At 61.2% G+C, this 19940-nt stretch carries 20 protein-coding genes; 3 read left to right on the plus strand and 17 right to left on the minus strand.

The genetic code is table 11. From position 1 onward, the window contains the following. Window positions 1-121: 121 nt before the first annotated feature. A complete protein-coding gene (locus tag JFT81_RS07900; RefSeq protein ID WP_201226831.1) occupies window positions 122-835 on the plus strand; it encodes a murein L,D-transpeptidase catalytic domain family protein in 714 nt (237 codons plus the stop codon). Window positions 836-890: 55 nt separating this feature from the next. Here the strand turns inward: JFT81_RS07900 and JFT81_RS07905 are convergent, their stop codons facing one another. Beyond that, the gene (locus JFT81_RS07905) at window positions 891-2276 is read right to left on the minus strand and encodes an MFS transporter (RefSeq protein WP_201226832.1); all 1386 of its coding nucleotides are present in this window, start codon (window positions 2274-2276) and stop codon (window positions 891-893) included. Window positions 2277-2380: 104 nt separating this feature from the next. On the opposite strand from JFT81_RS07905, the gene JFT81_RS07910 reads away from it, so the two are divergent. Continuing rightward, window positions 2381-3268, plus strand: a complete 888-nt coding sequence (locus JFT81_RS07910) for a LysR family transcriptional regulator (protein ID WP_201226833.1) — start codon at window positions 2381-2383, stop codon at window positions 3266-3268. On the opposite strand, the gene JFT81_RS07915 is transcribed toward JFT81_RS07910, so the two are convergent. Further along, entirely contained in the window at window positions 3265-3885 is a 621-nt protein-coding gene (locus JFT81_RS07915; RefSeq protein WP_201202832.1) for a cell wall hydrolase, read from the minus strand. The genes JFT81_RS07910 and JFT81_RS07915 overlap by 4 nt on opposite strands. 199 nt (window positions 3886-4084) lie before the next feature. Between JFT81_RS07915 and JFT81_RS07920 the strand changes: the two genes are divergently transcribed. Beyond that, window positions 4085-4936 carry a CAP domain-containing protein gene (locus tag JFT81_RS07920; protein ID WP_201226834.1) on the plus strand — a complete coding sequence of 284 codons (852 nt, stop codon included), beginning with the start codon at window positions 4085-4087 and terminating at the stop codon, window positions 4934-4936. Window positions 4937-4972: 36 nt separating this feature from the next. Here JFT81_RS07920 and JFT81_RS07925 read toward each other — a convergent pair whose 3' ends face one another. The 15 genes from JFT81_RS07925 to JFT81_RS07995 all read right to left on the minus strand — a co-directional run bounded on the left by JFT81_RS07925 (window position 4973) and on the right by JFT81_RS07995 (window position 19759). Then, window positions 4973-6028, minus strand: coding sequence for a substrate-binding domain-containing protein (locus tag JFT81_RS07925; protein WP_201226835.1), 1056 nt, complete (start codon window positions 6026-6028; stop codon window positions 4973-4975). A 24-nt stretch (window positions 6029-6052) separates the two neighbouring features. Next, complete coding sequence (locus JFT81_RS07930; protein WP_201226836.1) at window positions 6053-7078, minus strand: ABC transporter permease; 1026 nt, start codon at window positions 7076-7078, stop codon at window positions 6053-6055. After that, entirely contained in the window at window positions 7071-8627 is a 1557-nt protein-coding gene (locus JFT81_RS07935) for a sugar ABC transporter ATP-binding protein (protein WP_201226837.1), read from the minus strand. Before JFT81_RS07935 ends, JFT81_RS07930 begins: the two co-directional genes overlap by 8 nt. 8 nt (window positions 8628-8635) lie before the next feature. Continuing rightward, window positions 8636-9307 (minus strand): methionine ABC transporter permease, encoded by a 672-nt coding sequence (locus JFT81_RS07940; protein WP_201226838.1) that lies wholly within the window; start codon window positions 9305-9307, stop codon window positions 8636-8638. Then, window positions 9304-10104 carry an ATP-binding cassette domain-containing protein gene (locus JFT81_RS07945; RefSeq protein WP_201226839.1) on the minus strand — a complete coding sequence of 267 codons (801 nt, stop codon included), beginning with the start codon at window positions 10102-10104 and terminating at the stop codon, window positions 9304-9306. The genes JFT81_RS07940 and JFT81_RS07945 overlap by 4 nt, the downstream gene beginning before the upstream one ends. Then, entirely contained in the window at window positions 10101-10910 is an 810-nt protein-coding gene (locus JFT81_RS07950) for a MetQ/NlpA family ABC transporter substrate-binding protein (protein ID WP_201226840.1), read from the minus strand. The genes JFT81_RS07945 and JFT81_RS07950 overlap by 4 nt, the downstream gene beginning before the upstream one ends. 27 nt (window positions 10911-10937) lie before the next feature. Next, complete coding sequence (locus JFT81_RS07955; protein WP_201226841.1) at window positions 10938-11984, minus strand: isopenicillin N synthase family oxygenase; 1047 nt, start codon at window positions 11982-11984, stop codon at window positions 10938-10940. Between the two features lie 497 nt (window positions 11985-12481). Further along, window positions 12482-13399 (minus strand): catechol 1,2-dioxygenase, encoded by a 918-nt coding sequence (catA, locus tag JFT81_RS07960; protein WP_201226842.1) that lies wholly within the window; start codon window positions 13397-13399, stop codon window positions 12482-12484. 117 nt (window positions 13400-13516) lie between these two features. Continuing rightward, a complete protein-coding gene (catC, locus tag JFT81_RS07965; protein WP_201226843.1) occupies window positions 13517-13807 on the minus strand; it encodes a muconolactone Delta-isomerase in 291 nt (96 codons plus the stop codon). Further along, window positions 13792-14943, minus strand: coding sequence for a muconate cycloisomerase family protein (locus tag JFT81_RS07970; RefSeq protein WP_201226844.1), 1152 nt, complete (start codon window positions 14941-14943; stop codon window positions 13792-13794). The genes catC and JFT81_RS07970 overlap by 16 nt, the downstream gene beginning before the upstream one ends. Window positions 14944-14965: 22 nt before the next feature. Continuing rightward, entirely contained in the window at window positions 14966-15727 is a 762-nt protein-coding gene (locus tag JFT81_RS07975; RefSeq protein WP_201226845.1) for a 1,6-dihydroxycyclohexa-2,4-diene-1-carboxylate dehydrogenase, read from the minus strand. 61 nt (window positions 15728-15788) lie between these two features. After that, window positions 15789-16796 carry a benzoate 1,2-dioxygenase electron transfer component BenC gene (gene benC, locus JFT81_RS07980; protein ID WP_201226846.1) on the minus strand — a complete coding sequence of 336 codons (1008 nt, stop codon included), beginning with the start codon at window positions 16794-16796 and terminating at the stop codon, window positions 15789-15791. Between the two features lie 20 nt (window positions 16797-16816). Then, window positions 16817-17305 carry a benzoate 1,2-dioxygenase small subunit gene (gene benB, locus JFT81_RS07985; RefSeq protein WP_201226847.1) on the minus strand — a complete coding sequence of 163 codons (489 nt, stop codon included), beginning with the start codon at window positions 17303-17305 and terminating at the stop codon, window positions 16817-16819. After that, a complete protein-coding gene (gene benA / locus JFT81_RS07990; RefSeq protein ID WP_201226848.1) occupies window positions 17305-18660 on the minus strand; it encodes a benzoate 1,2-dioxygenase large subunit in 1356 nt (451 codons plus the stop codon). The genes benB and benA overlap by 1 nt, the downstream gene beginning before the upstream one ends. A 142-nt stretch (window positions 18661-18802) precedes the next feature. Further along, window positions 18803-19759 carry an AraC family transcriptional regulator gene (locus JFT81_RS07995; RefSeq protein WP_201226849.1) on the minus strand — a complete coding sequence of 319 codons (957 nt, stop codon included), beginning with the start codon at window positions 19757-19759 and terminating at the stop codon, window positions 18803-18805. Window positions 19760-19940 lie beyond the last annotated feature (181 nt).

The raw sequence follows: 19940 nt of genomic DNA on the forward strand, positions 1-19940 counted from the left end.
ATGACGGTCAACCTTACATCAGGTGCGCTGAACAGTCAGGCTCGATCTTTGGGCTTGGCGGGGTCGACTGGGAGTCAGGAGCCAAAGTGCCAAATGAGTAGCCAGTGAGGACACTTTATAAATGTTGACGTTTTTGCGCCGACTTCTGCTGACCACCGCAACCGTTGTTGCTGTGACCAGTCCAGCTTTTGCCGCCGGCAAGCCATCGCCGGTTCTCTTCACCAGCCTCGCGCACGCCGCGCCAGAACTCAATCCCCAGGCGCTGAAAGGTGCATTGAGCGCCATGCAATGCGCGGTCAACAACGGTGCGAAACCGTCCCGCCACCTGGCAATCATCGATTATTCGCAACCGTCCACCGCTCGCCGTTTGTGGATTTTTGACCTGACCCGAAAAAAACTGGTACTGCGTGACCTCGTTGCGCATGGCTCCAACTCCGGGGAAAACTTTGCTACGCAGTTTTCCAATCGTGAAGGCAGTTACCAGTCGAGTCTTGGACTGTTCCGCACGCAGGAAAGTTACAGTGGCACCCACGGTTATTCGTTGCGCATGGATGGGCTGGAGCCTGGTTTCAACGATATGGCCCGTGATCGCGCCATCGTCATCCACGCCGCCAGTTACGTGAACCCGTTGTGGAGCAAAAAACAGGGGCGCATCGGTCGCAGCCAGGGTTGCCCGGCAGTGCGACCGCAGGTTGCCAAGCAGGTGATCGACAAGCTCAAGGATGGTCAGTACATGTTCTCGTGGTACCCGGATCAGCACTGGCTGAAATCCTCACCCTACCTCAACTGTCAGCCGCAACAGGTGGCGAGCATCCTCAACACCCACGCCAGCTAAAAGACAGCGCAAACCTATGTTTGGCTTGCCGCTGATGTGACCAGCCAGCTCAACATCAAGGTTGACTGACAGACCTCTCCCACCATTTGGTCCTGGTTCGGCTGATGATCAGTGCCATGCCCATCAGCCCGGTGGCAACGCCAAAAGTGCTGTGCAAGCCGCTGGCGATCATGGCCGCAGGCGCCTCGGTCGGGTTGCCGGTGGCCAGGGCAAACACCGCCCCCATCGCCGCAGCGCCGGTGATCAAACCCAGATTGCGCGCCAGCCCAAGTAACGCAGACACCACACCACGCTGGTCCTGACCGACACCGGCCATCAACCCGGTATTGTTGGCCGCCTGAAACAACGCGTAACTGGCTGCGATCACCGTCATTGGCAGCACATAGGCAGGCAGCCCGAGACTCATCGGCAACAGTGCCAACAAGCTGCAACCGCAGACCATCCCGAACAACGCGCCCGGCACCATCCGTCGTGCGCCGAAGCGATCTACCAGACGTCCGGCCGGGACACCGCCAAGCGCGGCCAGCAACGGCCCGACCGACAACACCAGGCCGACCATCGCACCGCTGAGGCCCAAGCCACGGCTCAGGTAAAACGGCCCGACCACCAGCGTAGTCATCATCACTGACGTCACCAGCAACGTCAGCAGCAGACTGCTGCTCAGTCGCCGATCGGCGAACAGTGACAAGCGTATCAGCGGCGCCCTGGCTTTCGTTTCGACCAACACGAACACTCCCGCACCGCACAGGCTGACCATCAGCAACATCAGCGTCAGACCTTGCAGCGTCATCGCCAACGCATAAGCCGCCAGCGTCAACACCAGCACCGCGGTGCCCCAATAATCAAATGCAACCCGCGTGCTGGCGGTTCGATCGGCCGGTAGATAGCGATACACCAACCCTGCATTGAGTAAGCCCAACGGCACGTTGAGCAGAAATATCGACTGCCAGCCGACATGCGTCATCAACAGTCCGCCCAGCGAAGGCCCGAGGGAGGTGCCCGTCGCCGACATCGTTGCCAGCAGCCCCATCGCACTGCCCGCCCGCGTTTTTGGCACCGCATCTGCCACCAGCGCCAGCGTCAAGGCGAACATGATCGCCGCGCCGAGTCCTTGCACCGCGCGCGCGCCGATCAGCCAGCCAAGTCCGGGAGCCAGTGCGCAGCACAACGAGGCCGCGGTAAAAATGCCAATTCCGATCAACAGCAAGCGCCGCCGACCGAAACCATCGCCCAGACGCCCGACGCTGACAATCAACGTGGTGATCGCCAGCAGGTAAGCCAGAACGATCCATTGCACCTGCCGAAACGTCGCATCAAACGCGGCTGCCAGCGTCGGCAGCCCGGCGTTGGCAATGCTGGTGTCCAGCGACGGCATCAGCATCGACAGTGCCAGACTGGTCAGCGCCCAGCGGGCTGAAGTGCTCAAGGGTTCTCGGGGCATGGGGCCGCTCACAGTGCAAAGGTCAGGCACGCTAGCCTGAGCCTCGACAATACAAGGCGCAAGACGCATGCTTTGCACTCGATACCTGCACGGAACGCCATGTCATGCCTGCACCGGATCTGAACCTGCTGATCACCCTCGACGTGTTGCTACGCGAAGGCAGCGTCGCCCGCGCCGCCAAATGCCTGCGGTTGAGCCCTTCGGCCATGAGCCGCGCCCTCGCCCGCTTGCGCGAGACCACTGGCGATCCACTGCTGGTGCGGGCGGGTCGCTGCCTGGTGCCGACGCCCCGCGCGTTGGCACTGCGTGAACGCGTCAGTCAACTGGTGCAGGAAGCCGAAGCGGTTTTGCGACCTGCCGAGATACTCGATCCCGGCCAGTTGCGCCGCACGTTCACCTTGCGCAACACCGACGGTTTTGTCGAAACCTTTGCCGCCGCCCTGCTCGCCCGCATCGCTGAGGAGGCGCCCGGCGTGCGCCTGCGTTTCGTGCAGAAAGCCGACAAGGACAGCACACCGTTGCGCGAAGGCCGAGTGGATCTGGAGACCGGCGTGGTCGACGACAGCACCGATCCGACGCTGCACAGCCGAATGCTGTTTCAGGATCAGTGGATCGGTGTCGTGCGCGAGGGGCATCCATTGAGTTCGGGCAAGGTCAGCGCCGAACGCTTTGCTTCAGGCCAGCACATCCTGATCTCACGGCGTGGTCGCAACAGCGGTCCGGTCGACGAAGCGCTGCTCGCGTCGGGGCTGACGCGGGACATCGTCACCTCATTTGGCGGATTTTCGGCGGCGCTGACGCTGGTCCGCGAATCAGACCTGATCGCCACCGTCCCGGAGCGCCACACGCGTAAATTGCGCACCGGGCTGCACAGTTTCGCGCTGCCATTCGAGATGCCGCCGATCAGCGTCTCCATGCTCTGGCACCCGCGCATGGATGCCGACCCGGCGCACCGCTGGTTGCGCGATTGTCTGCGTCAGGTCTGCGCCTAACGCGCATCGCCACCCGCAGGTTTATAGAAGAGGAATTTCTTCGTCTCAGCGGTTTTGGTGTATTCCCTGGCCCAGCTCGGATGCACGTTGCGGTCATGGAAGTACAGCGCGCCGTGGGTGTGATCCGGTAACTGACGATTCAGCGCCTTGCCGGCGATTTCCTTGGCCAAGGCATATTCGGCGTCTTCCTTGACCTGATCCGGCTTGCCATCGCACCACCACGAGAACTGGCAGCTTTTGGTTTCCGAACCCTGCTTGACCACCTCGCAGACCGTGCCGGGAAACCCGTCGTGGCCGAGGCGGTTCATCACCACATTGGCCACCGCTTCCATTTCCGGAGTGTCCTTGCCCTTGGCTTCCCAATAGATACTGCGTGCCAGGCACGTAAGCGGATCATCCAGCGGCGCGGCGCCGGCCGGGTCCACCGCTTGCGCTTCGGTCGGCGTGATCGCTTCGGATTTTGGAGCCGGTGCCGCGCTGACTTTGTCGGCGGCTTTTTCTTCCAGCACCTGGGCTTTCTCTTCGGCCTTGGCCTTGATCGGGGCTTGGTCAGTGGCCAGTGCAGCACCTGCCAAGAGGGTTAATACGAGACAACCAGCCAACCATTTAAAACCCATGTCAGTTCTTCCGGCAGGGCCCGAGTCGGGCAACGTGTTACGTGGGGGAGACGCCCGGTTTGCGGGCTCTTCGCAGAGTGTAGACGGCAAATTCCGGCGCATCGTTCCGCAGAAAAAAGCGCCGAATGAAGAAAAAGACATTGCACCCACCGGGGGCGTTTCGCGCATCATGGGCGCATTCAGCCCAAGGGAGATTTCCATGCGCTTCATGCCATCCATTTTGCGCGTTGCCGCGCTGTCCGCAGGCCTGGCTTGCGCCGCCTCGGCCATGGCCACCGATGAATCGCAACTGGTCGAGTCGATCAACAGCTACCGCAGCCAACCGCAGCGTTGCGGCACGCAGGCCTCCAGCGAATTGCCGCCGCTGTCCGCCGATCCACGGTTGATCCTGCCCGCCAGTGGCGCCGTCGACCTGCAACAAGCGATGGCGCGCGCCAGCTATCCGATGGTCAACGTGCAGGCGATCACGCTCAACGGCCCGCGCGATGCGGCGTCGGCGATGACGGCCATTCAGGAGAGTTTCTGTCAGGTGGTGCTGGATCCGCAGTTCGTCGATGTCGGCGTCAGCCGCGCTGATCGCGACTGGCGTATCGTGCTGGCGCGACCGCTGCTGTCGGCCAAACTCAGCGATGCGCAAGGCGAAGGTCAGAAACTGCTCGAACAGCTCAACGCCGCGCGCAGCCAGCCTCGGCAATGCGGTGATCAAGCGTTTGCAGCGGCAGCGCCCTTGGCCTGGAACGCCATGCTGGGCGGCGTAGCCCAGGATCACAGCCGCGACATGGCCAACAAAAACTACTTTGATCACAAGGATCGCGACGGCCGCACGCCGGGCGACCGCGCCGAGTTGGCCGGTTACAGCGGGCAACTGGTCGGCGAAAACATCGCTGCCGGCCAGGACACCGTGCGCAAGGTGGTCGACGGCTGGATCGCCAGCCCCGGCCATTGCGCCAATCTGATGAACCCGCAGTACAAGGAACTCGGCGCAGCCTATGCCACCGACCCTAAAAGCGATGCGGGGATCTATTGGACGGCGATGTTCGGCGCGCAATAAGCGCCATCAACGCCGCTCTTTCACAGGGGCTGATGATCAGTTGGCGACTGGAATCCACGCCGCCCGCGCAACATTGGCCGTATCACCAAACGCCGGCAGCTTCTGCGCCAGATCACGGACGTTCTTCACATCCAGATCGAGCAACTGCTGGCGGGTGATCAGCGTCGGCGGCACCAGCACCTGGTGCCCCGGATTTTCCCCGGCAATCAACATTGCCAGACTGCGCACACTGATTGCCCCGGCGACTTGCGGATTGACTGCCGCCGTCGCCGCCCAGGCGCTGTCAGGTTCTTTCATGATCTGAATATCAGCGGTGGAAATGTCGGCGCTGTAGATTTTCACTTTGCTCGCCAATCCCGCTTCGTCGACGGCGATTTTCGCGCCTTTGGCAAACTCGTCGAACGGCGCGAAGATCACGCTGATCCCGGGATTGGCGCGCAGCACGGCGCTGGCCTGATCGGCCACCGAGTTGGCGATCGGTGGATTCAGCGTGCCAAACCGTGCCTTCTCGACGATCCCCGGATTGGCCTTCTTCACCTGACTCCAGATCTCGTCGCGGCGCTCCATCGGCGTGAAGCCGCTGATGTACACATAGCCCGCATCAAACTTCGTGCCGTTGTCCTTCACCGCCTGGTCCAGTGCCAGACGCGCCAATGCGTGGTGGTCCTGCTCCACCTGGGTCACTTGCGCGGTGTTGAGGTCGACATCGAAGGCGACGACTTTGATGCCTTTGGCGATGGCCCGGTCAATCGGCCCCTTGAGGGTTTCTGCCAGGCCTAGCTGCACGATGATGCCGTCCACGCCCAGATCAATCGCCTGATCGATCATCTCGCCCTGACTCGCGGCCTGCTGCCGCGCATCGAACACACGCAGATTGGCGCCCAGCGCTTCGGTCTGTTTCTCCACGCCGCGCAAATACGCTTCCGGGAAATCCCCGGAAAACAGATACCCCACCAACGCAATCTGCACCTGACCTTTATCGAAGGGTGCAGGCGCGCCGGGTAATGCCTTGGCCTGCGCGTTCAACGCCAGCGTCGACAGCAACGCTGTGGCGAGGCAATGGCGGGCGAATTGTTTGATTGAACCGTGCATACAACTTCCTTGACTGAAAGCGGCTCAACGCGCCCGATGCGCGAGGCCGAAGGTGAACATCAGGGCCAGCACCAACACCAGTCCCTTGACGAAATCCTGTGCGTAGTACGGCGCGTTGAGCATGGTCAGACCATTCAACAACGCAGCCACCAACAGCGCCCCGACCAGCGTGCCGAACGCATTGGGCTTCTTCGCACCGAGCACGGCAAAACCGATCAGCGCGGCGCCGAGTGCGTCCAGCACCAGACCGTTACCCGAACTGACATCGCCACGCCCCAGCCGCGCCGCGAGCAACAGGCCGCCCAACGACGCCAACAGCGACGACAACACATAAGCCAGCAGCTTGAAGCGCTGCACGGGCGCACCGGCCAATAGCGCGGCCTGCTCATTGCCGCCAATGGCATAGAACAAACGACCGATGCGCGTGCGCTCCAGAAACAGCCATACCGCCAGCGCGACCACAGCGGTGATCAACACCGGAATCGGCACGACGTCCCACAACCGTCCACGCCCCAACGCGAGAAATGCCGCACTGAATGTGCCCTCGGTTTCCACGCCGCTGGGCAACGTCATGCCCACCGCAATCGAGCGCCCGCCCGTGGGAATCAGTTGCACACCGATCACCAGAAACATGCTGCCCAGCGTCGCCAGAATGTCCGGCACCCGCAATTTGACGATCAGCCAACCGTTGAGCAGCCCGACCAAGGCACCGCCCGCAAGGCTGATCAACACCGCCGGCACCGCGCCCCAGCCGAGCACCACCATCACGTAGCTGGCGATCATCAGGCTCATCGCTGCCACTGCGCCGATGGACAGGTCGAGGCCGCCGACCGCCATGGTCAACGTCACGCCCAGCGCCAGCAGCGCAACGATCGACACCGACTGGAGCACGCTGAACAGATTACCGACACGTAGGAACGCCGGTTCGGCAACGCTGAAAAACACCACGATCAGCGCCAGCAGCCACAACAGGCCATAACGGATCAACGCCTGCAGCAGGCGCTCGGCGGGTGCCGGGGTGGTCGATAACAGGGAACTTGAATCAGGCACTCGCTCTGCTCCTTGAGGTGGCATGAAGGGGATTTTCAATGACGTCGGTGCCGGCCAGGGCGGCGACCAGATCGGCGCGGCTGAGTGCGGCGCGCGGGTACTCGGCGACCACCGCGTGATCGCGTACCAGCAGAATGCGGTCGGCGATTTCCAGGGCTTCGTCGGCGTCGGCGCAAATCACCAGAGTCGCTCGACCCTGGGCACTGTCGCGCAGCAGTTGGCCGATCTCCCGGCGGGCGCGGACGTCGACACCCTGAAACGGCTCGTCGAGGATCAGCACCCGCCCATCGCCAAGCAGCCAGCGGCCGAGCACGACTTTCTGCTGATTGCCGCCGGACAACGCCGCCATCGGCACATCAATGCCAGCGGTCTTGATCCCCAACGCTGCGACTTGCGCCTCGACCGCCGCCGCTTCGGCGCGATTGCGGATAAACCCACCGCGCGTGAAGCGTTGCAGAAACGGCAAGGTCAACGTGCGACGCAGGGAAAAATCCGCCACCAGCGACTGACTGGCGCGATCCTCGGCGGCGAAAAACACGCCGCTGCGAATCGCCTCGCGGGGCGAACCGGCCAGCCAGTCATTGCCGTCCAGTTGCAAGGTTCCGCCAGCGGCGGTGCGCAAGCCGAACAACACCTCGGCGATTTCGCTTTTCCCGGCGCCGAGCAACCCGGTCAGCACCACCACTTCGTTTTCGTGCAGGCTCAGATCGAAGGTTTTTGACCCGGGCAGGACTTTCATTGCGCTGAGCTTGAGCACTTCGTGCCCGGCCACACGCGGGACGTAGACATGTTCGGCCAGCGCCTGCCCGAGCATCGCCTGCACGGCCTCGGGTAATTGCCGCGAGGTGAACTCCCCGGCCAATCGTCCGTCACGCAACACAATCGCGCGATCCGCGACCCGTTGCAGATCCGAGAGCCGATGGGAGATGTACAGAATCGCCACGCCACGGCTGCGCAAGGTATCGATCAAGCCAAATAATCGCTGCGCTTCGGCATCCGACAGCGCCGCCGTCGGCTCATCGAGAATCAACAGGCGCGGCTGCAAAGCGAACGCGCGAGCGAGCACGACCAATTGCCGTTCGGCCTGACCGAGAAGCTCGATGGGTTGCTCCAGCGGCAAGGTCAGGCCAAGCCCGGCAGCAATCTGCGCGGCACGTTCCAGCAGACGTTTGCGATTGAGCCAGAAGTCGGCATCAGGCCGGCACAGTTCATCGAGCAGCAGGTTTTCCGCGACGCTCAATCCCGGCGCGATGCCTTCGTTGATCTGCTGATGCACCGCAACAATGCCGAGCCGTCGCGCCGACAGCGGCGAACTGAAATGTTGCGACTGAGCATCGATGCTGATCGCGCCGCCATCAGCACTCTGGCTTCCGGCCAGAATCTTCACCAGGGTCGACTTGCCCGCGCCATTGGCGCCAAGCAACGCCACCACTTCAGCGGGATAAATGTCCAGGCTGACCCGGTCCAGCGCCCGGTTCGAGCCAAACAACTTGCTCAACTCACGTACACGAATCAGCGGCTCACGGGCCACGGCGACAGGCGCACTCATAAAATTCCTTAACGTCGATGAGCCAGCGAACGCACCAGCCGATCGCCCAGGCTCTGCACGCCCTGAACGAGAATGACCAACACCACCACGGTGGCGACCATCACTTCATTGTTGAAGCGCTGATAGCCGTAACGGATCGCCAGATCACCCAAACCGCCGCCACCGATGACCCCGGCCATCGAGGAAAAACCGATCAGCATCACCAGCGTCAGCGTGATCCCCGCCAGCAATGCCGGCAGCGCTTCGGGCAGCAGCACTTTGAAAATCACGTGGCGAATGTCACCGCCCATGGCGAGGATCGCTTCGATACGGCCCTTGTCGACTTCGTCCAAAGCGTTCTCGACGATACGGGCGAAGAACGGAAACGCGCCGATGGTGATCGGTACCACGGCGGCGGTGCTGCCCAGCGTCGTGCCGACCACCAGCCGGGTCAGCGGAATCAGAGCAATCAGCATGACCACGAACGGCAACGAACGGCCGAGGTTGACCACGCTGCTCAGCGCCGCGTTGAAGCGCGGCATCGGGTACAGCCCGGTGCGGCGGCTGATGAACAGCAACACGCCCAGCGGCAGGCCGATCAATAGCGTGAACAACCCGGCGAGCAAGACCATGTACAGGGTTTCACCGGTGGCGTTGAACACCAGTTGGAGGATTTCATTCCAGTCGATGCTGCGGTTCATGAGTGCGCCGCCCTTACGCCGTATTGCTTGAGAAAGCTCAGCCCCGGCGAGTCATGGCCTAGGGGCAATCCGCAGGCAGGACGCAGCGAGCTGCCGAGCGGGGATTGCGCATCAGCCAACAGCCGAGGCACTGGCCCGGACTCGACCAGGCGTCCATTGGCCATGAACACTGCGTGATCGCAGATCGATTTGACCACGTCCAGTTCGTGGGTGATCAGCACGATGGTCAGGCCCAGTTGGCGGTTGATGTCGCGCAGCAGTTCAAGGATCGACGCGGTGGTTTCCGGGTCGAGGGCGCTGGTGGCTTCGTCCGACAGCAGATACGCCGGCTCCGCCGCCAAGGCTCGGGCGATGCCGACCCGCTGCTTCTGGCCTCCGGACAATTGCGAAGGAAAGGCTTGCGCCTTGTCGCTCAAGCCGACCAGTTCCAGCAGCTCGCGAACCCGCACGTGTCGCCACGGTTTGCCGACGTTGGCAATCTCCAGCGGCACGGCGATGTTGTCGAAGACGTTGCGCGAATGCAGCAGATTGAAACCCTGGAAGATCATGCCGATGCGCTGGCGTTGTCGGCGCAGGTCGCTGTCGGACAGGGTCAGCAGATCGACACCATCAATCAGAATCCTTCCGCTGTCCGGTCGTTCGAGCAGGTTGAGGCAACGCAGCAGCGTCGATTTACCCGCCCCGCTACGCCCGAGAATCCCGTACACCGCACCGTCGGGAATGCTCAGCGACACTTGATCCAGCGCCGGTGCCGACGCTGAGGGATAGGTCTTGCTCAACTGCTCGACGATGATCATGGCTTGCCGCCCGCCACCGGGATCACCGAACCGGCAAAGTGCTCGGTGATGTACTTGGCGACTTCCGGCGAGGTCAGGTCTTTGGCCAATTGCGCAATGCGTGGATCGTTCTGCAGTTTCGGTGTGGTCACCAGAATGTTCGCGTAGGGATTGTGCTCGGCCTTTTCCAGGCCCAGCGCGTCCTTGGCCGGCACCAGTCCGGCGTCCAGCGCATAGTTGCCGTTGATCACCGCCAGATCGACGTCGTCCAGCGAGCGTGGAATCTGCGGTGATTCGATTTCGAGAATTTTCAGCTGTTTCGGGTTTTCGGCGATGTCCTTGGGCGTTGCCTGATCGGCAGCCGGATCGTTGAAGCCGGGTTTGAGTTTGATCAGGCCGTTGTCCTGTAACAGGTACAGCGCGCGGCTCAGATTTGTGACGTTATTGGGCACGGCGATGGTGCCTTTAACCGGCACGTCGGCGAAGCTTTTGTGACGGTGCGAGTAGATGCCCAAGGGCTCGATGTGCACCGTGGCGGCCACTGCAAGTTTTTCACCGAGGGCCTGTTCCTGGGATTTCAGGTACGGCAGATGCTGGAAGTAATTGGCATCGACATCGCCATGCACCAACAGCTCGTTGGAGTTCACGCCGTTGGGGATTTCAATGACCTTGAGGTTGAGTTGCGGATCAATTTTCTGGATGTACGCGAGGATCTGCGCGTGGGGCACCGGATCGGCCGCAACACGCAGCGGTTCCAGCGCTTGAGCACCGAACGAAGTCACCAGTGCGCCGAGGACGGCCAGGGTCAAACCTGCTTTTTTCAACATAACGAATGTCCTTGAGCGAGTGATCAATCAGGCGGTTTTGCGCGCAGGGGCTGGCGGCAATAGCGCATCGGCATAGAAACGCTGGGCGACATCAGGATGTGAGCGCAAACGACCCTTGAGGTAGTTCCAGCCAACATCGCGAAACAATGGATTCAGCGGATCACTTGCCGGCCCGCGTGCCTCACGCAACAGCGCGGTGGGCAATGGGTAAAGCGGCACCGTGGCATCGAGTTGTGCACCGAGGAAGAAGGCGATGGACAGGCGCTCGCTGCCGTCGGGTGGTGAAACCACGCGATGCACCGTGGCGCGCAGATAACCGTTGGTGGCCAGTTCAAGCAATTCGCCAATGTTCACCACCAAGGTGTTTTCGCGGGGCAATGCGTCGATCCAGCGGCCCTCTTCGATTTCGACTTGCAGGCCAGCCTGTTGGTCTTGCAGCAGGAAGCTGAGGAAACCGGAATCTTTGTGCGCACCGACGCCTTGATGGCTGGCCTCGCTCGCCTGGCCGGGATAGCGCATCAACTTGATGTGTTCGTTGGGTTTGTCGCCGTAGAGCTGATCAAAAGCGTCTGCTCTTAGCGATAGCGCCTGAGCGAACGCCCGCAGCAGGCGCAACGACATGCGCGTCATCGCTTGTTGCCATTCGAGCAGCAGCGGTTTCAGTTCTGGCAATGCCGCCGGCCATTGGTTGGGGCCTTGCAGCCGAGCCCACAATGGGCTGTCCGGGTCTGAGGGCAGGACCTCGCGTTCCGCGCCCAGATCAAACTGCTCACGCTGATCGGGCTGACCGCGAGTGATCTCCGAGGCGGCGCGGTTGTAGCCGCGAAAGTGCGCTGAGTTGATCATGCCGACAGCGGTTTTCTCGCTGTCGGGCAAGGCGAAGAATTGCCGGGCGTGAGCCTGCACCTGCTGGAGCAAGGCACTGTCGATGCCATGGCCGGTGAGATAGAAGAACCCGACATCGCGGGCGGCGTGGCGCAGGCTTTCAAGAAACTCGTAACGCTGTGGCGCAGTGCCTTCGAACAGCGAAAGGTCGAGCGTCGGTAATGCGGTGATGTCGAGGGTATGCGGCATGATTCACTCCCGTGTGAACCAAACCTGAAGAGCCTTTGATCGATTCAGCGTGCGCCGTCATGGCAATCGGGGGTCTATCGGTTTGATGCGTTTATTCGTCGTTGAGGACAAAACTAAACGATCTTAAAAACAGCGGGCCAATATCTTTTTTGCATTACCTTAGGCCTGTTTTCCCCTCACCCCAGCCCTCTCCCAGAGGTAGAGGGGGCCGACCGTGGTGTCTGGCGTGATACATCGACCTGAAAGATCGTGGCGATTATGGATTCGGCAGAAAACGTTCAGGTCGGCGTATCTCGCGAGCATCCCCCATTCAGTCCCCTCTCCCTCCGGGAGAGGGGGCCGACCGTGGTGTCTGGCGTGATACATCGACCTGAAAGATCGTGGCGATTATGGATTCGGCAGAAAACGTTCAGGTCGGCGTATCTCGCGAGCATCCCCCATTCAGTCCCCTCTCCCTCCGGGAGAGGGTTAGGGTGAGGGCCACAAACGACGCGGTATCAATCCGTTTGCAACGCGCGGGGGCGCTGGCTGCGCTGTTCGGCGCTGGCGTCTGGCGCGGGTTGCAGCTGGAAGTCGAACTTGAGTTTGGCGTGGCGTCCCAATGTTTCGTGCTCATGGAACACCACCTCGCCGACCAACCCTTCACGGGTCGCGTAAGCAAAGTCATCCCACAAATATTGATCGCCCGACAGATTGATCTGTGTGGTCAGGTGTCGATGCCCCGGTGCGCTGATGAAAAAGTGCACGTGGGCCGGACGCTGGCCGTGGCGGCCGAGCAGGTCCAGGCATTCCTGAGTAGGGCCTTGCGGGTCGCAGCCATAGCCCGATGGCACGATGCTGCGGGCGCGGTAGCGGCCCTCGGCGTCGGTGATGATCCGTCGGCGCAGGTTGTAATCGGACTGGCTTGGGTCGAAGAACGAATAGGTGCCTTGGGTGTTGGCTTGCCACACGTCGACGGTGGCGCCAGCCAGCGGTTGGCCATGCAGGTCGAACACCTGACCCTCGAGGAACATCACGGTAGCGACGCCCTCCTCGCTGCCGTCATCCATCCGGCACTCACCCTCACACAGCGGCGCGCCAGCGACGTAAAGCGGGCCTTCGATGGTGCGCGGTGTGCCGCCGGTCAAGCCGATCTGCGCGTCCTTGGCGTCCTGCAACAAGTCGAGAAAATGCTCGATGCCGAGACCTGCAACCAACAAACCGGCTTCCGAACGACCGCCCAGACGATTGAGGTAGTCGACGGCTTTCCAGAACTCGTCGTCGCTGATTTCCAGGTCTTCAATCAGCTTGGCGCAGTCCTGCAGCACGCGCAGGACGATGGTTTTCAAGCGCGAGCTACCGTCGTCGTTGGTGAAACCGGCGGCTTCGGCGAAGAATTTTTGCAACTCGGGGGTGTGGGCAATTTTCACGGTCATGGTGGCTTACCTCATCTTGTTGTTGTGTGAACGCAGTTCTTCAAACCAGGCAAGATCCCTGTGGGTAGCTGGCAAGCCAGCTCCAACAGGGTTCAGAAGCGAATCGGGTGTCTGACTTCAGCGGTCGTCGGCGTGGATCGACGACGGATGGCGGCAGAGGCCGTCGATCTCGATGTCCATGTACGGGAACAGCGGCAGCAACATCAGCGTGTCATGCAGGGCCTCGACGCTGGGCACGTCGAACACGCTGTAATTGGCGTAGTGGCCGGCGATGCGCCACAGATGCCGCCACTGGCCTTCGCGTTGCAGCCGTTGCGCCAGTTCTTTCTCGTCGGCCTTGAGTCGAGTGGCGACGGCCGGGTCCATGTCAGCGGGCAATTTCACGGTCATTTTTACGTGGAAGAGCATGGTGTTCTCCTGTTTGAGTGGCGGCGAAAATGCGCCAGACGCTGTTCATCCAGCGTCAGGCCGAGGCCCGGGGTTCTGGGGATGTGCAGGTGAAAATCGCGGTACTCGGGCCTTTCAATGACGATGTCTTCAGTCAGCAGCAGCGGCCCGAACAGCTCGGTGTCCCAGGTCAATTGCTTGAGCGTGAGGAAGGCGTGAGCCGAGGCCAGGGTGCCGATCGAGCCTTCGAGCATGGTCCCGCCGTACAGCGCGATGCCGGCGGCCTCGGCGATATGCGCGGTGCGCAGCACGGCACGCGGGCCTCCGTTCTTGGCGATTTTCAGGGCGAACACACTGGCCGCACCGTCGGCAGCGAGGCTGAAGGCGTCTTCGACACTTTCGATGGATTCGTCAGCCATGATCGGTGCGGGGCTGCGCTGGTTCAGGCGAACTTGCCCGGAGCGGTTGATCCGCGAAATCGGCTGTTCGATCAGGTCAATGCCGTTGTCACCCAATACCTGACAGCCGCGAATCGCTTGGGATTCATCCCAATACTGATTGACGTCGACGCGCACACTGGCGCGCTCGCCCAAGGCTTTTTTGATCGCTACGGCGTGTTTGAGATCCTGCTCCAGCGGGTTGGCACCGATCTTCAATTTGAAGATGCGATGGCGCCGCGCTTCGAGCATGTGTTCTGCTTCGGCGATGTCGCGGGCGGTTTCACCGCTGGCCAAGGTCCAGGCCACTTCAAGGCTGTCGCGCACGCGGCCACCGAGCAGTTCACTGACCGGTAGACCGAGGCGTTTACCTTGCGCGTCGAGCAGTGCGCTTTCGATACCCGACTTGGCGAAGGTGTTGCCCTTGGCGAGTTTGTCGAGCTTGTGCATGGCTGCGTTGATGTTGTCGGCGTCCATGCCCAACAGCACCGGCGCCAGATGCGCATCGATGTTGGCTTTGATGCTTTCCGGGCTTTCGTAACCGTAGGCAAGGCCACCGATGGTGGTCGCCTCGCCGATGCCTTCGACGCCATCGCTGCAACGCAGGCGCAGGATCACCAGCGTTTGCTTCTGCATCGTGTGCATCGCCAGTTTGTGCGGGCGGATGGTGGGCAAGTCGACGATGATCGTCGTCAGGCTTTCAATCAGAATCGGGTTCATTTCAGTGTCCTTTGAAGTGTGCTCAACCGAGATCGCCGCCACCGACCGGCAAGGTCACGCCGGTGATGTACGAGGCGTCGTCGGAGGCAAGAAACAGGATCGCGCCGACCTGTTCGTCGAGGCTGCCGTAGCGTTTCATCAGGCTGCTGTCGAGGGTTTGCGCGACGATTTGCTGGTACCAGGCATGCTCCTGCGACGACTGTTCACTGGTATTGCGCGGGATACGCCGTGGCGGCGCTTCGGTGCCGCCCGGTGCCGTGGCATTGACGCGGATGCCGCGCTCAGCGTTCTCGAACGCCAGGCACGCGGTGAGCGCGTTGACGCCGCCCTTTGCCGCGCCGTACGGCACGCGGTTGACACTGCGGGTGGCAATCGACGAGACATTGACGATGGCGCCCCGGCCCTGCTTGAGCATGTACGGCAGGGCTGCGTGGCAGCACCACAGGGTCGGAAACAACGAGCGACGCACTTCGGCCTCGATCTGCTCGACGTCGTAGTGCTCGAACGGCTTGGCCCAAATCGTGCCGCCGACGTTGTTGATCAGCACGTCGAGACGGCCGAAGGCGTTGATGGCTTCAGCCATGACTCGCGCACAATCGGCGTATTGCTCAAGGTCGGCAGTCAGCGCCACCACGCCCGCGCCTTGCAGTTCGTGAACCAGTTCGGAGCGGTCGACGGCGACCACTTGTGCGCCTTCGGCCAGCAGGCGTTCGCAGACGCGGCGGCCGATGCCCTGCGCCGCGCCGGTAACCAGTGCGACTTTGTTGGAGAATCTGTTGTTCATGACAACCTCGACTGAAACAAATATCGAAACCTGTGGTGAGGGACAGACCCACAGATGGGTGTCAGGCAGCAGCGAATTTTTCGAAGTAGAAATTCACCGGGGTGATGCCCTGCTCGCGGATGTATTGGCTGACCGCTTCAACCATCGGCGGTGGCCCGCACAGGTAGACGTCGACATCACCTTCGTTGAGGTGACGCGGTTCGATGTGTTGGGTGACGTAGCCCTTGAGTGGGTGCGCGCTTTGCGGGTTGGCCACGCAGGCGCCGAAGCTGAAATTGGCGATGCGGGCGGCAAAGGCTTCGAGGCGATCGAGCTCAACCAGGTCGAAGTCATTGGTCACACCGTAGATCAGGTGCACCGGATGCTCACTGCCCTGCTCGGCAATTTTTTCCAGCATCGCGGTGAACGGTGCCAGCCCCGTGCCACCCGCGAGCAAGAGCAGCGGCCGCTTGATGTCGCGCAGGTAAAAACTGCCCAGCGGCCCGGCCAGATTCAAGCTGTCGCCGGCCTTCGCCAGGCCGGTGAGAAAGCTGCTCATCAAGCCGCCGGGGACGTTGCGGATCAGGAAGCTGACCTCGCCATCCTTCTGCAAGGAACTGAATGAATACGCCCGGCTTTGCTGACTGCCCGGCACTTGCAGGTTGACGTACTGCCCCGGCAAAAACGCCAGTTTGCTCAGCGCCTCGCCCTTGATCGACAGGGCAATGGTGCTTTCGGACAACTGCCGCACAGCGCTGATCGAGGCCTGAAAACTCGCCTGTTCGGTCTTGCATACCTGCGAGCCGACCGGCACGCGTATTACGCAGTCACTCTCGGCGCGCATCTGGCAGGTCAGGACGTAACCCTGGGCGAGTTCATCGTCAGTCAGGGCGTCTTCGATGAAGTTGTCGCCCATGGCATAACGCCCGGCTTCGGCGAAACATTTGCAGGTACCGCAGGCGCCGTCACGGCAGTCCAGCGGGATGTTGATGCCTTGGCGATACGCCGCGTCGGCGACGGTTTCATGGCCACCGGCCTCGATGAAACGGGTGACGCCGTCTTCAAAATTCAGTGCGATCTGGAAATTCATGGTGCACCTCGCCGTGTCGACTAGATGTGATAGATGTCGATGACCTGACGGACGTAATCGTTTTTCAGCACGACTTTCTTGGCCTTGATCAGCGGCAGGTCACCGCGCAGGTCGAGGCTGTAGAAACTGCTGCCGAAGTAGCTGTCGGTGACCTGATAGCGAAAGCTCAGGGTGTGCCAGTTGAAGCGCACCTGGCAGTGGCCTTCGCCGTGCTCGACGATTTCGATGTTGCTCAGGTTGTGCGAGGTGCGGGTGTCGGGAAGGGTCGCGCTGGAGCGCTCGGTCTTGATCCGAAAAATACGGTCTTCGAGGCCGCCCCGGTTGCCGTACCAGATCAGTGAAATTTCGCTTTGCGGGTCTTCGGTGAGCGTGTCGTTATCGTCCCAGGCCGGCATCCAGAACGTCGCATCGGCGGCGTACAGTTCCAGCCATTGATCCCACTGACCGTCATCGAGATAACGCGCTTCGCGGTAGAGAAAATCACGCACGGTGTCGTAGAGGTTGCTCATCACACAGCCTCCACAGGGATCAGTTGTGGCTCGCTGGCGGCAGCCTTGAGCATGGTTTCCTGCCAATACTTGTGTTGCAGCACAAACAGGCCTTCGTCCTCGGTACGCATGCCGGACAGCAGCGGTTTCAGATTGATTTCCTCGGCCGCTGCATCAGCGCCTTCGACCCAATGGGTCGCCCCACGGGACATGTCGTTCCAGCCGCGTCCGCCGCCGTAACCGGTCTGGCAGCTGCGAAATTCTTCGAGGTCATCCGGCGTGGCCATGCCACTGACGTTGAAGAAATCTTCGTACTGGCGAATGCGTTTGGCGCGGGCCTCGGCGCTCTCGCCTTTGGGGGCGATGCAGTAAATGGTGATCTCAGTCTTGTCGACCGCGATCGGCCGGGCGATACGGATCTGCGAACTGAACTGATCCATCAGGTACACGTTGGGGTATAGACACAGGTTGCGCGAGTTCTCGATCATCCAGTCGGCACGGGCCTGGCCGAAGTCACGAGCGAGTTCGTCACGGCGCTCGTAGGCCGGGCGATCCTCGGGGTTGGCCCAGCGGGTCCAGAGCAGCAGGTGACCGTGATCGAAGGAGTAGAAACCGCCGCCCTTCTTCGCCCAGCTGCCTGCGCTCATGGTCTTGATCGCTTCACCGGCTTCACGCTGCTGACGCTGATTCTGGGTGGCGGCGTAGTTCCAGTGCACGGAGCTGACGTGGTAGCCGTCGGCGCCGTTTTCGGCGGTGAGTTTCCAGTTGCCCTCGTAGATGTAGGAACTGGAACCGCGCAGCACTTCCAGACCTTGCGGCGACTGGTCGACGATCATGTCGATGATCTTCGCTGACTCGCCGAGGTGTTCACTGAGGGATTTCACTTCGGCATTCAGGCTGCCGAACAGAAAGCCGCGATACGACTCGAAACGCGCGACCTTGGTCAGGTCATGTGAGCCTTCGCAGTTGAAAGCTGCGGGATAACCGGCCTCGCTCGGGTCTTTGACCTTGAGCAGTTTGCCGCTGTTGTTGAAGGTCCAGCCATGGAACGGGCAGGTGTAGCTGGAACGGTTGCCGGATTTATGCCGGCAGAGCATGGCGCCGCGATGGCTGCAGGCGTTGAGAAACGCGTTGAGCACACCGTCCTTGTTGCGCGCGATAAAGATCGGCTGGCGCCCCATGGTGGTGGTCAGAAAGTCGTTGTTGTTGGGGATCTGGCTTTCGTGGGCGAGATAAATCCAGTTGCCTTCGAAGATGTGCGCCATCTCCAGTTCGAACAGACGCGGATCGGTGAACATCTCCCGCTTGCAGCGGTAGGCGCCCTTCTCCTTGTCTTCTTCAAGCATGGCATTGAGGTAGTCGATTCCCAGGGACATGGCCGGGGCCTCCATTGTTATTGTTCAGGCCAGGTCAGATTAGGGAGGCGATGCAAGGGGCAATAGCCGAATCCTGCAGATCGCTATCCGTTTTGTGCAGGATGGCGCGGCAGGTGATTCGGATTGTTTCGAGGCGGGCGATTCAGTGGCGGCGTTTGAAGGTCTGCGACGGCAGTTCGCCGAATTGCTGGTGATAGCTGGCGGAGAAGCGGCCCAGGTGCAGGAAGCCGTAGTCCAGCGCCAGCTCAGTGAGGTTGCGCACCGGGCAACTCGGATCGCTGAGGCAGGTGTGGATGCGTTCCAGTTTGCGCTGACGGATGTATTGCATCGGCGTGACGCCGAGCTGGCGCTGGAACAACGTGTAGAGAGAACGCGGGCTCATGCGTGCCTGCACGGCCAACTGCTCGGCAGGCAGATCGAGCTTCAGGTTGCGTTCGATGTAATCGAGGATGCGTTCGAAGCTGATGCTGGGTGAGTTGAGGCTCTCACGGCTGACGTTGGTGCTCATCAGCGAAATCAGTTTGCTGCCGACGATCTGTGCGTAATGTTCCTGCACCCGCAGCAACGGATCGCTGGCCTCGGCTTCCTGACAGATCATCGCCAGGAGGTTGGTGAAACCTTCCAGCTCATCGAGTCGGTAGTGATTGCGCAGAAAACGAATACCGCTCGCCGGCCGCCCCCAGCGCTGCTCATCGCACACCGATTCGAGGACGCTGACCGGCACCTTGAGAATGAATTTCTCGCAGTCATCCGAATACGTCAGATCGACCGGATCGTCTGGATTGATCAACAGCAACTCGCCCGGCACCAGATGCTGCTCACGCTTGTGCCCACGCCACAGGCAATTGCCTTGCAGCAGCACTTGAAGGTGAAACACGGTTTCCAGCGCCAGTGACGTCACCCGCACGCTGCCGCCATAACTGATGCGCGCCAGATCGAGGTCGGCCAGTTTGCGATGATTGAGGCTGGCTTGCGGATGGGTGGATGGCGACAGGCCGATGAAGTGCTGGCCGACGTGCTGGTTGACGTAGTCGGAAACGGCATACGGGTCTGCGTGACGAAACACGCTGCTGCGATCGCTCAGCAGATGGCTGTCCATGGGGCGGGGCTCGTTCTTGTCGTTATGGTTTTACGGCATCACCGGCCACACTACGCCGGAGCGCTGAGGCGAGCAATTGGACCAAAGATCGGGTGTCCGGTAATCGAACACTTTCAGACAAAATCACACCCCTGCCCCCCTGTAGGAGCTGCCGAAGGCTGCGATATTTTGCTCTGGATCT

The sequence above is a fragment of the Pseudomonas sp. TH43 genome, from assembly GCF_016650635.1.
Classification (GTDB): Bacteria; Pseudomonadota; Gammaproteobacteria; order Pseudomonadales; family Pseudomonadaceae; genus Aquipseudomonas.

Coding starts and splice junctions, on each gene's coding strand:
- JFT81_RS07900 (WP_201226831.1), top strand. CDS start 122: ATGTTGACGTTTTTGCGCCGACTTCTGCTGACCACCGCAACCGTTGTT.
- JFT81_RS07905 (WP_201226832.1), bottom strand. CDS start 2,276: ATGCCCCGAGAACCCTTGAGCACTTCAGCCCGCTGGGCGCTGACCAGT.
- JFT81_RS07910 (WP_201226833.1), top strand. CDS start 2,381: ATGCCTGCACCGGATCTGAACCTGCTGATCACCCTCGACGTGTTGCTA.
- JFT81_RS07915 (WP_201202832.1), bottom strand. CDS start 3,885: ATGGGTTTTAAATGGTTGGCTGGTTGTCTCGTATTAACCCTCTTGGCA.
- JFT81_RS07920 (WP_201226834.1), top strand. CDS start 4,085: ATGCGCTTCATGCCATCCATTTTGCGCGTTGCCGCGCTGTCCGCAGGC.
- JFT81_RS07925 (WP_201226835.1), bottom strand. CDS start 6,028: ATGCACGGTTCAATCAAACAATTCGCCCGCCATTGCCTCGCCACAGCG.
- JFT81_RS07935 (WP_201226837.1), bottom strand. CDS start 8,627: ATGAGTGCGCCTGTCGCCGTGGCCCGTGAGCCGCTGATTCGTGTACGT.
- JFT81_RS07940 (WP_201226838.1), bottom strand. CDS start 9,307: ATGAACCGCAGCATCGACTGGAATGAAATCCTCCAACTGGTGTTCAAC.
- JFT81_RS07945 (WP_201226839.1), bottom strand. CDS start 10,104: ATGATCATCGTCGAGCAGTTGAGCAAGACCTATCCCTCAGCGTCGGCA.
- JFT81_RS07950 (WP_201226840.1), bottom strand. CDS start 10,910: ATGTTGAAAAAAGCAGGTTTGACCCTGGCCGTCCTCGGCGCACTGGTG.
- JFT81_RS07955 (WP_201226841.1), bottom strand. CDS start 11,984: ATGCCGCATACCCTCGACATCACCGCATTACCGACGCTCGACCTTTCG.
- catA (WP_201226842.1), bottom strand. CDS start 13,399: ATGACCGTGAAAATTGCCCACACCCCCGAGTTGCAAAAATTCTTCGCC.
- catC (WP_201226843.1), bottom strand. CDS start 13,807: ATGCTCTTCCACGTAAAAATGACCGTGAAATTGCCCGCTGACATGGAC.
- JFT81_RS07970 (WP_201226844.1), bottom strand. CDS start 14,943: ATGAACCCGATTCTGATTGAAAGCCTGACGACGATCATCGTCGACTTG.
- JFT81_RS07975 (WP_201226845.1), bottom strand. CDS start 15,727: ATGAACAACAGATTCTCCAACAAAGTCGCACTGGTTACCGGCGCGGCG.
- benC (WP_201226846.1), bottom strand. CDS start 16,796: ATGAATTTCCAGATCGCACTGAATTTTGAAGACGGCGTCACCCGTTTC.
- benB (WP_201226847.1), bottom strand. CDS start 17,305: ATGAGCAACCTCTACGACACCGTGCGTGATTTTCTCTACCGCGAAGCG.
- benA (WP_201226848.1), bottom strand. CDS start 18,660: ATGTCCCTGGGAATCGACTACCTCAATGCCATGCTTGAAGAAGACAAG.
- JFT81_RS07995 (WP_201226849.1), bottom strand. CDS start 19,759: ATGGACAGCCATCTGCTGAGCGATCGCAGCAGCGTGTTTCGTCACGCA.